The following is a 14,761-nucleotide window of genomic DNA, read 5'->3' as shown; positions in this document are numbered from 1 at the left end:
CATCATGGGGGACTATGTAGGATGAAGGGTCATGTAGATGAAATTTCATTAGATGGGTATCTTGTGCACATCTATACACCTCCCGTATCTGTGAATCATAATGAGCTGTATCCTGTGCTGTATGTACAGGATGGCAGCTCTTTATTTCTAAGCGGGTTGGATGAGCTGGAAAGGGGTTTTTCTACGGGAGAGCTGCCCCGTGTAATGCTGGTGGGCATTCAGCCTGTGAATCGGCTGGACGATTATACGCCTTGGGAGGCAGTTGCTTTAGTAGAGGGAAGACCTGCTTTTGGCGGTGAAGGAGATGCGTATCTGGCGTTTGTGGTTACAAAAGTAATGCCATACGTCGAGGCAAAATATCCAGTGCAAACTGGGCTAGAGCATACTGGGGTGATTGGTGCTTCGTTGGGTGGACTGATTTCCATGTATGCAGCCTTCCGTTATCAGCATATATTTGGACGTATTGGTTCGATCTCGGGTTCGTATTGGTTTCCCGGTATGATCAATTATATGCAATCTGCATCATTTGCCACTGTAATGGCTGGGACACACCGTATATATATATCTGTTGGGACCCGTGAAGGTGAAGGGAAGACGAATGTACAAAAAGATATGGTTCCGTTGACCCTCCAGGCATACGAGGTGCTGCTGACACAGGGATTGGATGCCAAAGAAGTGCTGCTTGAGCTGGATCAAGATGCGGTACATCGTGTGGATTGTTTTCAGCGTCAGTTTCCTAAGGCCATACAGTGGCTGTTCGGATAGCATAAAATGGAATACAGATTTCATACAACAACTTCAACGGATTGGAGAGCGTGGAGTCTCTATGTCCTTGGGGTTGTTTTTTTTGTATGTATTTTTCGTATAATAGAGAAATGTTAAAATTTTAAGTTATGCGTCATGGAAGTGAGGGGGGACAACAATGAAGAAAAACCGCCTGGGATCTTCGGATTTGCTGGTAGGTGAGATTGGCTTGGGATGTATGTCGGTCGGTACGGAGGAGCAGCAAGCCGTTTACTTGATTCATGAAGCGTTAGACAGGGGTGTAAATCTGTTGGATACGGCCGATTTGTACCAGCATGGGCGCAATGAAGAAATTGTAGGGTCAGCAATCCGTGGACGGCGGCAGGATGTCATCCTGGCGACCAAGGTCGGCAATCGGCGTATACCAGGGCAGGAGGGATGGGAATGGGACCCGTCCAAGAAATATATCCTGTCCGCCGTTAAAGAGAGTCTGCGCCGCCTGGGAACGGACTATATCGACCTGTATCAGCTGCACGGAGGGACGATTAACGATCCGATAGACGAAACGATTGAGGCTTTCGAGCAACTGCAGCAGGAGGGTGTCATCCGCTACTATGGTATTTCCTCCATTCGCCCGCATGTCATCCGTGAATATGTGGAACGCTCGAATATCGTTAGTGTTATGAATCAGTATAGTTTACTAGACCGGCGTGCAGAGGAAGAAGTATTGTCTTTGCTGCAGGAGCGGGGAATTAGCGTGATTGCACGTGGACCCGTGGCGAGCGGTGTATTGGCTGACAAGGGGGAAGAAAAGGCGGCCAAGGGATACCTAGACTACGAAGAGGCAGAGCTACTGGACGTGCGCAAGCAATTAAAGGCATTTGCAGGACCGGAGCGTAGTATGGAGCAGACGGCAATCCGTTATAGCCTGTCCCATACGGCTGTCGCGGCTGTGATTCCGGGTGCAAGCTCTTTGGGACAATTGGAGCATAATATTTCTGCAGCAGATATTGCACCGCTAACTGAGCACGAGCGAGAGACGCTACAGCAAATCAGTCGAGCCAATCGTTATGACGCGCAATACCGCTGACCCGAGCCATAGTAGGATAAGTGAAGTATACGCTCGAACATGTACTCATTCCAGTTGCAATATATACAAGAATCATTACAATATAGGAATAAGCCTGATTTATCATTCATATGTGAATGTGAAGATATTATCAGTTCACTCTAGGAGGGACCAATAAATGGAACGCATCGAATCTGAGCAGCAATATCAGGATTTAATTAATGGTGACGGTCTAACTGTCGTGAAATTTGATACCAGCTGGTGTCCAGATTGCAAGACGCTGGATAAATTTATGGACGGCATTATGAAGGAGAACGCGGATAAGCGTTTCTTTGCGCTGGATGCCGAGAAGTTTCAGCCGATTGCTGAACAAAATCAAGTACGCGGCATTCCGAGCCTGCTCGTGTTCCGAAATGGGGAGAAAATTGCTCATTTGCACAGCAAATACGCCAAAACGCCAGCTCAAGTTTCGGAATATCTGACTACGCTGGAATCTAAACAGTAATCAGTACGCATGGTAGATCTAGATCAGGATGATCTATTGAAGCCCGCGAAATAGCAAAAGGGATATCCAAGGCTGACCTTAAGGCCACTTGGATATCCCTTTTTGGTTGTAGGATACCAAACAATGATTACAAAATAATGAAAAAGAACACAGCTGCCAGCACGAAACGATAGATGGCAAACGTAGTCAAGCTCAAGCGTTTGAGCAGACCGAGGAACGTTTTGATTGCCAGCATACCGACGATAAATGCAGTAATAAAGCCGGCTGCGAACACCGGGAAATCACTCATAGACAGATGATCCATACTTTTAATCATATCAATCCCTGATGCACCCAGCATGACCGGAACAGATACGAGGAATGTAAATTCTGCGGCTGCCGTATGGCTTACACGTGCGAATAGGCCCCCAGACATAGTTGAGCCTGAACGAGAGAAGCCTGGCCACAGAGCTAGGACTTGGAACACACCGATGGTAAAGGCTTGTTTGTACGTGATCTCATCCAACGTATGTGATCTAATAGGCGGATGGAATTTTTCAGCCGCGATCATGAGCAAGCCCCCGATGACCAAACTGTACAAAACCGTTTCAGGACCAAACAAGTATTGCTTGATTACATCACGGAACAGTACACCAATTAATCCCGCAGGGATCATGGCTAAAATAATATGTAACAGGTTTAAACGTGGCTGGGATGAGATTTTGCGTCTGAAATCAAACAGGCTGAGGAATCTGCGCCAGTATAATACAACGACCGCCATTACAGCACCTAATTGTACGATAACCTCAAATGTTTTGACCGTATCATTCTCGGTGTTCAACCCTAGAAGATCAGCCGTAAGGATCATGTGACCCGTCGAAGAGACCGGCAAAAACTCTGTCAGCCCTTCAATAATTCCCATAATAATAGATGATAAAATATCCAATTTACTAGCTCCTCCTTACACGCATGTAGGGCAAACAACCTGAGTCGTTTGCCCTAAAAATATGTCATTTCAGTAGGAGTGAACGCAAGTGCCAAGTGCAGTATGCTGGTCGCTCAGATCACAAAGGTTCACTCCTGGGAAGAAGTGTCCGATTCCGACTCCATTTCCGAGGTCGGGGATTTGTGGTGTAAAATAATTTCCACCCGACGAATACGATTTTTACCCATTTCACGAATGATAAATTTCACATCATCTTCTATGAATTCCTTGCCCTGTCTCGGTTCCGGAACCCGGCTATACACCCACCCTCCGACAGTATCCACGTCTTCATCGTCCAATGCCAAGCCCGTCAGATCACTCAGATCGGAAAGCATCACTTTACCATCCATCAAATAACTGTTCTCCGTCAGTTTCTCGATTTCCTTCCGTTCATCCTTATCAAATTCGTCCCGGATTTCGCCGACAATCTCCTCCAAAATGTCCTCAATGGTAATCAGACCAGAGGTTCCACCATATTCATCGACCAGGAGAGCGATATGAACCTGCTCCTTCTGCATACGTTTCAGTAGCGTGTTGACGGGAATAACTTCCGGAACGGTCAGGATCGGTTGAATCAGGCTATCGAAAACAAGCTCGGGATTGCGATCATACTCAAGGAATAGCTGCTTGGTATTAATCATACCAATGATCTGATCCTTGCTGTCTGTCGCTACCGGAAAACGGGTATACTGTTCTTCGTGAATAGTCTGCATGTTTTCTTTGAGCGAGCGATTCGTAAACAAGCATACCATATCTGTACGTGGCACCATAATTTCTTTGGCAACGGTCTCGTCAAAAGCGAAGATACGATTCACGTAGCCATATTCGGTGTTATTGATCTTACCACTTTCCACGCTTTCGGACAAAATGATCTGAATTTCTTCCTGAGAGTGCGCTTCTTCATGCTCACTAGCCGGTTGAAGACCAAACAGACGAACCAGGCGATTGGCCGAGCCGTTAAGGAGCCAGATAAACGGATACATAATCCGGTTAAACCACACGATGACTGGAGAGGTTAACAAGCTGACAGCTTCCGCTTTGCGGATCGCCAATGTTTTGGGAGCTAGTTCGCCGATCACCACGTGCAGGTAAGTTACAATGACAAATGAAATAATAAAGGCCAGGATATGTGAAAACTCCCCATTGATGTTGAGCTGTTGAAAGAGAGGCTCCAGCAGTTTGACTACAGTCGGTTCACCGAGCCAACCGAGTCCTAACGCTGTAATCGTAATACCAAGCTGACAGGCGGACAGGTAGCCGTCCAGATTATTGACGACTTTTTGTAGCGCCAGTGCGTTTTTACGGTTCTCCACGACCAGCTGATCTACCCGGCTGGAACGGATTTTAATAATCGCAAACTCGGTAGCCACGAAGAAAGCACTAAATAAAATCAACACCGCAAACAAAAATAGACTGACACCTATACCCATATAATTTTCACTCATTCCTTTTTCGTTCAATTTTTTAAGGAACTCTGTTTTGAGTTCACTTGAACTTATTTTAAGAACTTAAAAGAAAATATACAAGGTTCATATGGAATCGTAGCAGGTCACCTACCTCTAATTTACACGAAAAATAAGGCATAATAGAACCCGCACGGCTCATTGCTTCACTTTACAAGCCTAGTTTAAGGGCGTATGATGAGTTCGAATGAACTTGAAATGTAACAAAGGGAGGAAAGCAGATGGAGTCTTTTACCCTCACTCGCCGTGATATGGCCCATTTGCTGCTGGCCATGGAAGGTCGCAGCGATTTGCAGCCTTTGGCTGTTCTCCAAGACGCTTGGAGGCGCACTCATAGCCATCTTGCCCGTTCCGGTAGCACCATGCCGACATTTCTATATACCGAAGTGACGCCTGTGCTGGATAAAATCATTAAGGGCAAGCACAGCGCAGCCTTTTCGCTGCAGGAAATTGTTTCTCTAGGCCAACTGGTGGAATATAGTCATGTCTCACTCGCCTCTATGCAAAATTGGGTCAAACGTGATTTTAAGGAGTTTCTCGGCGCTCCGAAGATCGGCAAAAAATACTCAGTCAACCAGGCAGCCATATTGCTTATCGTGGAAGATTTAAAATCATGTCTTGATTTTGAATCCATCCGTCAGCTATTTCATATCCTGTTCCAACAGCCTGAAGATGATACGGATGATCTGATTCAGCCGGTCGATTTGTACGCTGCATATTCAACTTTATTTGAAGAACTGGATGCGAACGGAGACCAACTGCTTGATGTGACAGGAGCAGGGTATGTCAAAGACAACGGAAATTCTGCTACAGGACAGAAGCGGCAGGAAGCTGCGACAGAAGAACTGCTGGTACAGGCGGCAGATCAATATACTTGTCGTTTAGAGCACTTGACCCCCAACCAGTGTGAAGCAGTGCGTAATACTTTGCTGGTGGCAGCGGTATCGGTGCAAAATAGTTATTTTTTGTCGATGGCGCGTCGGTATGTGAATGCGACATTATTTTTGGATTTTCAAGGATAGATCAGGATTGGCGTAAGAAGCCGATCCTATTTTTTTTGCTCTTTTTTGAGGATTGTCTACCCTTTTGGAGACTGAAAAAGTATACAAAAGAGGTATATACACTCAAACGCTGTCAAAGATACAATAAACATATATAATCCAGCAATTGGAAAAACTTTGAATATCTCTTCCAAAGCATCTGGATACACACACAGGAGGTAATGGCATGTCCGATGTCTCCATCATCATTTGTACCCGCAACCGGATCGAAGACCTGACACGCTGTATACAATCTATTGCTGCACAGCAGCAATTGGAGCATACAGCTGTAGAACTGCTGATTGTTGATGACGGCGATATTTCCGACCAACAGATTGAACAGTACCGTCACATGGTATCCGGATTGCCTCAAGGTGTTCTCAGATATTATAAAAAAAGTCGTCCCGGCGTTTGGTTATCCCGCTATGAGGCCTTGTCTCTCGTACGGTATGATATTGTGCTGTATTTTGACGATGATGCCGAACTGGACGATAAACTCTATATCCGGCGCTTGCTCGATACCTACGAACAGGATGAAACGATTGTAGGTGTTGGAGGGATTGCAAAGGGACTACATTCAAGCCGGGCAGGAAAGCTGCTTGGCGTTTTGACTTTTCAGATGTCTTCTTCCCTTGGCAAGCTCTCACCCAGTAGTCTGGCAGGTTCTTTGCTGCGTTGGAGCGAAGCAACCGAGACTTTTAACACTGAATTTTTCCATGGCTGCAATATGTCATTTCGGAGGGATGCGCTTCGGGACATGAAGCCGTATCCGTGGATGACCAGCTATGCGGTGGCTGACGACTTGTACATGTGCCAGTTAGCGAGCCGTTACGGCAAACTGGTGATTAATCCTGACTTAAAAATCATCCATCATGAATCTCCAAGCTCGCGCGATAAGGCGGGCAAAGTAGCCAAGGCGACAGCAATTAACCACTATTATTTTCTTGCCCTGAAAAAGGCGGGATTTATCCAGTATGGAGCTCTTTTATGGACCTTAACCTACTTGATGCTCAAAGAAACGCTGCGCCGTAATTTTAACGCAGCAGATGGATACAAGCAGGGGGTGTTGTTCATTCTGAACCCGCGTAAGCAAAAATATAACGAATATTTAGGCCCGGCGGTTCAGTAATCTGCTTTATACACATTGACAGGATAAAGGGGGAGTATGATGTTAAGCTTGTCCATTGCTCTGTGCACCCGCAATCGGGTTGACGATCTGACCCGATGCATCAATTCAATTGCCATGGGGGGAGCACCAGAGGCATGTGAAACCGAGCTGTGGATTATTGATGACGGAAAACTGCCAAAGCATGTGCTGGAACGTTATGAGCGTCAGTTGGGCAGAGCGGGAATTGCCTACCGATATCATCGTAAGGAGCAACCCGGACTATGGTTATCACGTGTAAAGACGGTGGAGCTTGCCCAAGGTGACATCATTTTGTTCCTTGACGATGATGTTGAGCTGCCAAGCAACTACTTGAATGAGTTAATGCGCACCTATGAGGCGTATCCGCAAGCAGCTGGTGTTGGCGGCATAGCAAAGGGAATGAGTAACAGTTTCATGGGTACGATTCGCTGCTTGCTTTCGTTCCAGCAATCCTTGTCCAAAGGAAGATTGTCCCTCAGCGGTCAGTCCGGCTCGATGTACAACTGGCATAAGGCCAAGAAGACGTTTAAGACCCAGTTTTTTCATGGTTGTAATATGTCATTTCGCCGTGATGCGATTCTAAGTCTGGAGCCGGTACCTTGGTTGCAAAGCTATAGCGTCGGCGAGGATTTATTACTTTCCCGTATCGCCATGAAAAGCGGTCCATTGTATATTAATCCGGCGCTTACGCTGCTTCATCACGAATCGCCGTCCTCGCGCGACAATATGGAACAGGTTACTTATATGCGGGTGATGAATCATATTCATCTACTACGTGACGAGGGGGCTGGGCCGATCGGTTATGCAGCACTATATTGGACGACGTTGTACCAGATTTTGAGGGAAAAACCCAAAAAAAATCATAAAGCCATTCAAGGCTATAGAAGAGCACTGAAAGAGATTTTCTCAAGTACGAAGGAGCCTGTTAGCGGAGGACAGTTTTCTGAGCGCAATTCCAAAAAAACGGTGGGCTGATGGAGGTGCGTCAAAAGACGCGATGTGAGCATAGAGACGAGAGGCTTAATAAGGAACAGGAGTTGGACGTAACATGAGCACATGGACAGCAGCAAGGAAAGTATTCACGGGTGACAGTCTCGCCAAAACGATCATGCGCACAAGCTTTAATAATTTTTTTGTGCTAATCGTCACGACCCTGACTTCCATCCTGACCGCACGTATGCTCGGAGTAGAGGGGAAAGGTGAACTGGCGGCTGTTCTGTTCTGGCCTACGCTGATCGGCAGTGTATTGAGCTTCGGCTTGCCAACATCGTTAATTTATAACCTCAAGAAGAAAACAGGCACGACGGAAGAACTGCTGGCGTTGTCGCTCTGGATTCAGTTGCCTGCCAGTCTGTTGGCGGGAGCGGTGGCCTGGATATGTATGCCGTTGTGGCTGAATGGCTATGGTGCAGACATCATCCAACTGTCGCAGATTTATTGTGCGGCAGCAGTACCGCTAGCGGTACTTACAGCACTCACGACGGCATTATCGCAAGGACTGGATCGATTTAGCGTATATAACGGCCTGTTGTTTTACTATCCGTTACTGAATTTCATCGGTCTAGTGACCCTGTGGCTGATGGGCTTACTCAATGTGCAACTGGCGGGGGCAGTGAATTTTGCTGCGAGTTTCCTTGCGCTCATGTGGGCGTTCCTCCGTTTGCGCAAGCATATGAATTTGCGCGCATTTCGTCCGTTGACCAGCCGCCAAGTGCTGCGCCCTTATTATAGCTATGGAGCGCGGGTGTATGGGATGGAGTTGATGGGGACGCTGTCCACACAAACGGACAAAATCGTCATTGTGGCGCTGCTGTCGCCCAAAGCGTTCGGTCTGTACTCTGTTGTCTACGCCTTGTCCCGTGTGTTCAATGTGGTGCAAAATGCTGTCACTAATGTAACCTTCCCGAAGGTGACAGGGATGGAACACAGCAAAATTGTCGAAACGGTGGGTCGTGCTTTTCGCATCTCTATGGCTGCGATGCTAATCGTCATTGTACCGGCTCTCTTCATTGGACGATACATGCTGGGATTACTGTACGGTCCCGCTTTTCTGGAAGCATCGCTAACGTTCTACCTGCTGTCACTGGAATGTATTATTGGTGGTGGCTCATGGATTTTGGCTTCGGCCTTTAACGCACTCGGTCGTCCGGGACTGGTACTGTTCCGGCAAATTGTAGCCTATGCGATCACCGTCGGTCTGTTTTTTATTTGTACACCGATCTTCGGTCTGGACGGCATTGCTATTGCTTTGCTTGTAGGTGCTTGTGTACGGTTGGCGTTCTCGCTGTTCTCGTTCCCCATGTTTTTCAATGTTCCGCTATCCCGGATCATTTTTGATAAAAGTGATATTACATTTGTCTTGCAGACTATACAAAAGAAGCGCAGGAAGGGAGAACTGAAAGATGCCGAATTCGCATCCCATGGCTAAACTAAAAAATAAGCTAAGCGTCATTCTCGACGTAGTCCCTCAAGGTTCGAATATTATTTATGTCGATTATCCCGTCTATAATAACGGTGGGGATGTACTGATCATGAAAGGCACCGAAGCGTTCTTTAAGGATAATGATATTCGTGTCCGTGCCCGTTATAGCGCCATGGATATTCCCGATCAGCTTCATATTCCGGGCGACTGGATTATCGTATGCCACGGTGGTGGCAACTTTGGCGACTTATATTCAAATCACCAAAATTTGCGAGAACGCATCGTTCGTGATTTCCCTAACCACCGAATTGTAATCATGCCGCAGACGATCCACTTCCAGTCTGAACAGAAGGCTAATGAGGTGGCTGCCCTGTTTAATGCTCACCCGGATCTACATATGTTTGTGCGGGATACACGCTCTTATCAGTGGGCTAAGGATAAGCTGAACCAGTGCAACATCACATTATGTCCTGATATGGCGCACCAGCTTTGGCCATTAAAGCCAACTACGGAAACCGTTAAGGATGTACTGTACTTCCTGCGTACGGATATTGAAACGGTGGGGGGGCAAAAGAAATTCGATGACGAGGCTGATGCCTCTCACCGTCTGGACTGGGATACTTTATTCACTCCGCTGGAAGTGAAGGGGATCGTCTATTTCCAAAAGTTTTACCGTCTGAATAAGAAAATTGGTGGCCCGTTGCCTACCCGTACATTCTGGTACAAGTACACCGACCATCTCATGAACAAGGCGGTTATGCTGTTCAGTTCTTATCGCGAGGTTCGCACTTCACGGCTGCACGGTCACATTCTGGCCTGCCTGCTTGATATGCCGCATATTGTCATTGACAATTCTTACGGCAAGAATTCGCAATATTATAATACCTGGACACAGCCGAATCCGAAGGCAAAGCTGTTCAGTGAAACACCTGAAGCATTAGAGCAGCCGTCTTAATCGTAAGAAAAGCTAGTTAAAGACCTCCTGAACAGTTCATTGGTTTAGGAGGTTTTTGGTTCAGTACTACAAAGGGCATAAGTATAATTTAATTAGATAAACAATTAACGCAATGAATATTTAAATGATTTAATCTATAAGAGAGGATATTTTCGCTCTATTTTGACAATTCATTTCATGAATAGATATAATTTATGGGATAAAACTTGCAGAAAAGCGCGGAATTCTCCAGCTTTTGCTGTACATCACATGATCGTATATTTATTTAAATGAATCGAGGCTGACGAATGAGCAATCAATCGATGGACATGCTTCTCACGAAGGATATCGTGCGTGAAGGGGAACCGATTTTGCGCAAAAAGGTTGATCCGGTATGTCTGCCGCTGTCTGAAGAGGATCTTCAACAGATGCAATGGATGCTGGATTATCTGAAAAATAGCCAAAATGAAGAGCTGGCCACCCGCTATGAGCTGCGCCCGGGTGTAGGACTATCCGCCAACCAGGTTGGGTTAAATAAAAGAATGTGTGCTATTTATTATGAGGACGGAGACCAAACGGTAGAATACGCCCTGTTTAATCCGAAGCTGGTCAGCCACTCTACATCCATGATTTACTTGGAACAGGGGGAGGGATGCTTGTCTGTAGATCGGTATATACCCGGATATGTACCGCGTTACGAGAAGATTCGCATCAAGGCCAATTTGCCGGACGGAACTCAGGAGCTGTTAACGTTTAAGGGTTATGCAGCGATTGTTGTACAGCATGAAATGGACCATCTGGATGGCATTATGTTCTATGACCGTATCAACCCAGAAGATCCGCATAAGCTACCACAGGGAGTGCATATCGAACCTTTTGTACGTAAATAGTTCGTGATCTGTAAAGTGTGGTGACTCTGTTCACCACCTTTTTATTTTGCAAGAAAATATGGATATAAATGTTGTGAAGCTTTAAACTGAAAACATGTAAGCGCTTATTTCGCGGGAGGGATGGCATGTATCGTGGAGTCCGGCATCTGATGAATAATATGCGTATGCGGAATAAGCTGCTGTTCTCCTACGTACTGATTGTCATGATCCCGGTGCTGGTGGTGGGCGGCTGTGTTACTTTTTATTTGCGAGAGCAGGCACTGGACAGTGCGATTGCCCAGACGGTAAATAATGTGGAAAAGATTAAGAGCCAGACAGCAAATTTACTACGTGTGCCAACAGATATTTCAAATGGGCTGATGTTCGATAAAAGGCTAAAGGAGATGGCGAACCGTCGTTATCCCGGCATGGTGGAGCTCATGAATGCGTACCATCAATACAAGGATTTTAATGAGTACACCCAACAATATAGAGAGGTTGCTACTATCCGGTTCTATTCGTACAATCCGACGTTGGTCAACAATCTGGAGTTTATTCCTGTGGACTCTAACATTGAGCGGCAGCCATGGTTCCAGGAGGCTTTGAAGGGGACGGCGATTAACTGGTTTTACATTCAGGATAAGGAGGATACCCCAGTTAATCGCCTCAGCCTGGTACGGCAAATTCCTTTTCCCGAATACAATTCCAAGGGAGTTCTGATGATTGCACTGAGTCAGACCGAGTTGAATCATATGCTAAGCAAGGAGCCCTTTGAAACATTGATTGCGGATCGTAACGGGATTGTAGTCGCAGCTACCCATCCACAGTCGGTAGGTCAGACGTTGACCGATTTACATTTAGGCTTTGATGTCCAGCGTGCAGGTAAGGGGATATATGAAGCAAAAATCAACGGAACGCCCTCGAACATTATTGTGGATGAGCTACTGCCAACCTCAAGTGTGAGCGGATTGACAATTATTTCGGTGTTTTCCACGGAACATATCGTGCAGGGGGCGAACCGGGTCAGCCTGATTGGTGCATTATGTGTACTAGCGGTACTCATCATGGCGCTGATTCTGATTACCATCATTTCCTGGCTTATTACCAAACGGCTCCAGCGGTTGAGCTATGAGCTGGGTCAAGTAGCTGCGGGTGATTTTCATGTAGTATCCAGTGTGGAGGGAAGGGACGAGATCGGTGATTTATCGCGCCGTTTCAACTACATGGTAAGTAGTATCCGCCAGCTTATGGCACAGGTCTATGAGACGAGTGAGCATAACAATAAGCTTGAATTGGCACAAAAGGATATCAAGCTAAAAATGATGGCAAGCCAAATTAATCCGCATTTTCTGTTTAACGCGTTAGAATCCATTCGAATGAAAGCACATTTGAATGGGGAAGCGGAGATTGCAACGACGGTCCGTTTGCTTGGCAGGCTGATGCGCAGGAATCTGGAGATTGGCAGTGGTAAAACAACCGTATTACAGGAACTGGATATGGTGCGATCCTATTTGCAAATTCAGCAGTTCAGGTTTGGGAATCGTTTGGTCTATGAAGTGAATTTGGAAGAAAGCGCGAAGGACATGTCGATTCCTCCCTTAATCATACAACCGCTAGTGGAAAATGCAGTTATTCATGGCCTAGAAAATAAGGAAGAGCCAGTTACCGTGAAGGTAGATATCACAATAGAACAAAGAGAACTGCACATTAAAGTGGCTGATGATGGAATTGGCATGAAGGAAGAGCAACTGACCCGTTTGTTGGCTCGGATCACGGGTACGGAGGAGCCGGAAGGGAGCAGTATTGGTCTGCGTAATGTTCATCAACGTCTGACATTGATGTATGGTGAACGTTATGGTCTGCATATTGAAAGCGCATTACAGGTAGGAACAACCGTATACTTTTCCATACCAAGGGAGGAAGCGTCGAATGTATAAAGCGATGATTGTAGATGATGAGCCTGCGATTCGTGAAGGACTGTCTTCCATTATTGACTGGGGGGATTGTGGCTTTCGCATCGTCGATACGGCAGAGAACGGACGCGAGGCTCTGGAAAAGTTCGGAGAGCATCGACCGGAACTGGTCATTGTAGATATTCGTATGCCTGGGATGAGTGGATTGGAGGTTATACAAAGCATACGCCAAATGAATGGGGAGCCGTTTCACTTTCTCATTTTAAGCGGATATGCAGACTTTAATTATGCTAGGCAAGCCATGGGATTCGGGGTGGATGGTTATCTGTTGAAGCCGGTTGATGAGGAAGAAATGACGTTAGAGCTGAAACGAGTACGACAAAGCATTGAGAATGAAAAGGGAGATGGAAAGTGGGGGAGTCCATCTCCGCATGAGCGCGATTGGATTGAAGCGCTGTTGTTTCCGGTTCATGCAGTGCACCCTCGGGATGCTGTAGAACCCAGCCATCGTGCATCCAAGCAAGCTGATCACCAAAGCGGCGCTGGAAAGCACGGACAACAGCCAGCGTTACCAGCATTGGACTGGAGTAGCTATCAGGTGATTCTGCTGGATTTGCGTATACCTGACTGGGATCGGCAAGCCCGGCAGTTGGCAGCAAAGCAGCGGCTAGCGGAATTGTGTCGTGATCAGGATAGAGGCATTGTGTTTGAGGCTGGAATATATACGGGCCTACTGCTTCCTGCCATGTTAAAAACGGAGCAAGATGCTGTTCAGTTGCTGGCTGCATGGCGACAGGAACTAAAGCCTTGGGTAAATGAAATCTATGGGGCTGCTGGCGCTCCGGTAGACATTCTTAGCGATATCCCCAGATCTTTTGAGCAGGCGTTACGATTATTGGAGCGTACGTTTTTGTTCCGAGCAGAAAGAGTCATGCTTCCCGAAGACTTACATGAATGGGAGACAGTCCATGCTGAAATGGATGAAGCGTCTGACAGGGCCTCGGATGACCCCATGCGTTATGCAGAAAAGCTGTACTATGCGCTGGATATGGCTAATGGTAAAGCGGCGACCCGTGTCATTAAGGACATGGAAATCCAATTTCCACAGATTTATCGTACAGAATCTGCAATCAAGGCGGCATTCGCTCAGACATTCACACTGGCACTGAACAAGTATGCAGCTGGACAAGAACACAGCCGGACCGTGCTGGAGGAGCACTCTAACCTGATTACCAATGTATATGCTTATTCAACATTGGGCGAGCTGGTGGATCACTCGCTCGAGCATGTGTTGCAGTGGATTGGCCAGACTGATACGGGTGGCAAGGAGATCATCATGAAGCAAATGATTGACTTTATACATGGTCATTATGATGAAAATTTGCGACTGGAGTTACTGGCGGATATGTTCAATTACAATAGTGGGTATTTGGGCAAACTGTTCAAAAGTCATACAGGCGAGGCCTTTAATGCCTACCTGGATAAGGTAAGGATTGAGCGAGCAAGGGAATTGCTTGCACAGGGGATTAAGGTGCACCGAGTGGCGGGCCGCGTGGGATATGCGAATGCAGATTATTTTCATAGTAAATTTAAAAAATATGTTGGTATGTCACCTTCCTCCTACCGTAATCAGACCCAAAAAAACGGAGGAACAGATGGCTGTTGATCGATTTCCTAGGTTTAACGTTATG

At 46.5% G+C, this 14,761-nt stretch carries 13 protein-coding genes; 11 read left to right on the top strand and 2 right to left on the bottom strand.

From position 1 onward, the window contains the following. The first annotated feature begins 21 nt into the window (after nucleotides 1-21). The 3 genes from PPM_RS22500 (at nucleotide 22) to PPM_RS22490 (ending at nucleotide 2,318) form a co-directional block, all read left to right on the top strand. Nucleotides 22-765 carry an alpha/beta hydrolase gene (locus tag PPM_RS22500; protein ID WP_013373131.1) on the top strand — a complete coding sequence of 248 codons (744 nt, stop codon included), beginning with the start codon at nucleotides 22-24 and terminating at the stop codon, nucleotides 763-765. Between the two features lie 157 nt (nucleotides 766-922). Beyond that, entirely contained in the window at nucleotides 923-1,834 is a 912-nt protein-coding gene (locus tag PPM_RS22495) for an aldo/keto reductase (protein WP_013373130.1), read from the top strand. A gap of 157 nt (nucleotides 1,835-1,991) precedes the next feature. After that, complete coding sequence (locus PPM_RS22490) at nucleotides 1,992-2,318, top strand: thioredoxin family protein (RefSeq protein WP_013373129.1); 327 nt, start codon at nucleotides 1,992-1,994, stop codon at nucleotides 2,316-2,318. 127 nt (nucleotides 2,319-2,445) lie between these two features. Here the strand turns inward: PPM_RS22490 and bacA are convergent, their stop codons facing one another. Beyond that, nucleotides 2,446-3,243: an undecaprenyl-diphosphate phosphatase gene (bacA, locus tag PPM_RS22485; protein WP_013373128.1), complete on the bottom strand. Its 798-nt coding sequence runs from the start codon at nucleotides 3,241-3,243 to the stop codon at nucleotides 2,446-2,448. A 128-nt stretch (nucleotides 3,244-3,371) separates the two neighbouring features. Continuing rightward, entirely contained in the window at nucleotides 3,372-4,742 is a 1,371-nt protein-coding gene (locus PPM_RS22480) for a hemolysin family protein (RefSeq protein ID WP_013373127.1), read from the bottom strand. 224 nt (nucleotides 4,743-4,966) lie between these two features. Here PPM_RS22480 and PPM_RS22475 point away from each other — a divergent pair, with 224 nt between their 5' ends. The 8 genes from PPM_RS22475 (at nucleotide 4,967) to PPM_RS22440 (ending at nucleotide 14,736) form a co-directional block, all read left to right on the top strand. Continuing rightward, a complete protein-coding gene (locus PPM_RS22475) occupies nucleotides 4,967-5,767 on the top strand; it encodes a DUF1836 domain-containing protein (protein WP_013373126.1) in 801 nt (266 codons plus the stop codon). Nucleotides 5,768-5,972: 205 nt separating this feature from the next. Beyond that, a complete protein-coding gene (locus tag PPM_RS22470; protein WP_013373125.1) occupies nucleotides 5,973-6,914 on the top strand; it encodes a glycosyltransferase family 2 protein in 942 nt (313 codons plus the stop codon). Nucleotides 6,915-6,953: 39 nt separating this feature from the next. Then, nucleotides 6,954-7,907, top strand: coding sequence for a glycosyltransferase family 2 protein (locus PPM_RS22465; RefSeq protein ID WP_013373124.1), 954 nt, complete (start codon nucleotides 6,954-6,956; stop codon nucleotides 7,905-7,907). 73 nt (nucleotides 7,908-7,980) lie between these two features. After that, on the top strand, nucleotides 7,981-9,360 hold the full coding sequence (locus PPM_RS22460; RefSeq protein ID WP_013373123.1) for a lipopolysaccharide biosynthesis protein: 1,380 nt from the start codon (nucleotides 7,981-7,983) through the stop codon (nucleotides 9,358-9,360). Continuing rightward, nucleotides 9,335-10,309, top strand: coding sequence for a polysaccharide pyruvyl transferase family protein (locus PPM_RS22455; RefSeq protein ID WP_013373122.1), 975 nt, complete (start codon nucleotides 9,335-9,337; stop codon nucleotides 10,307-10,309). The genes PPM_RS22460 and PPM_RS22455 overlap by 26 nt, the downstream gene beginning before the upstream one ends. 287 nt (nucleotides 10,310-10,596) lie before the next feature. Then, nucleotides 10,597-11,178, top strand: coding sequence for a peptide deformylase (def, locus tag PPM_RS22450; RefSeq protein WP_016324730.1), 582 nt, complete (start codon nucleotides 10,597-10,599; stop codon nucleotides 11,176-11,178). A 125-nt stretch (nucleotides 11,179-11,303) separates the two neighbouring features. Further along, complete coding sequence (locus PPM_RS22445) at nucleotides 11,304-13,094, top strand: cache domain-containing sensor histidine kinase (RefSeq protein WP_013373120.1); 1,791 nt, start codon at nucleotides 11,304-11,306, stop codon at nucleotides 13,092-13,094. Beyond that, entirely contained in the window at nucleotides 13,087-14,736 is a 1,650-nt protein-coding gene (locus PPM_RS22440; RefSeq protein WP_013373119.1) for a response regulator transcription factor, read from the top strand. The genes PPM_RS22445 and PPM_RS22440 overlap by 8 nt, the downstream gene beginning before the upstream one ends. Nucleotides 14,737-14,761: the final 25 nt, after the last annotated feature.

It is taken from the genome of Paenibacillus polymyxa M1 (assembly GCF_000237325.1).
In the GTDB taxonomy this organism is placed as follows: Bacteria; Bacillota; Bacilli; order Paenibacillales; family Paenibacillaceae; genus Paenibacillus; species Paenibacillus polymyxa_C.
The sequence above is the reverse complement of the archived record's forward strand: the minus strand, read 5'-3'. Positions and strand labels throughout refer to the sequence as shown.

Bases quoted from the DNA above. Each gene is read 5' to 3' on its own strand.
- PPM_RS22500 (WP_013373131.1), top strand. From the start codon at position 22: ATGAAGGGTCATGTAGATGAAATTTCATTAGATGGGTATCTTGTGCAC.
- PPM_RS22495 (WP_013373130.1), top strand. From the start codon at position 923: ATGAAGAAAAACCGCCTGGGATCTTCGGATTTGCTGGTAGGTGAGATT.
- PPM_RS22490 (WP_013373129.1), top strand. From the start codon at position 1,992: ATGGAACGCATCGAATCTGAGCAGCAATATCAGGATTTAATTAATGGT.
- PPM_RS22475 (WP_013373126.1), top strand. From the start codon at position 4,967: ATGGAGTCTTTTACCCTCACTCGCCGTGATATGGCCCATTTGCTGCTG.
- PPM_RS22470 (WP_013373125.1), top strand. From the start codon at position 5,973: ATGTCCGATGTCTCCATCATCATTTGTACCCGCAACCGGATCGAAGAC.
- PPM_RS22465 (WP_013373124.1), top strand. From the start codon at position 6,954: ATGTTAAGCTTGTCCATTGCTCTGTGCACCCGCAATCGGGTTGACGAT.
- PPM_RS22460 (WP_013373123.1), top strand. From the start codon at position 7,981: ATGAGCACATGGACAGCAGCAAGGAAAGTATTCACGGGTGACAGTCTC.
- PPM_RS22455 (WP_013373122.1), top strand. From the start codon at position 9,335: ATGCCGAATTCGCATCCCATGGCTAAACTAAAAAATAAGCTAAGCGTC.
- def (WP_016324730.1), top strand. From the start codon at position 10,597: ATGAGCAATCAATCGATGGACATGCTTCTCACGAAGGATATCGTGCGT.
- PPM_RS22445 (WP_013373120.1), top strand. From the start codon at position 11,304: ATGTATCGTGGAGTCCGGCATCTGATGAATAATATGCGTATGCGGAAT.
- PPM_RS22440 (WP_013373119.1), top strand. From the start codon at position 13,087: ATGTATAAAGCGATGATTGTAGATGATGAGCCTGCGATTCGTGAAGGA.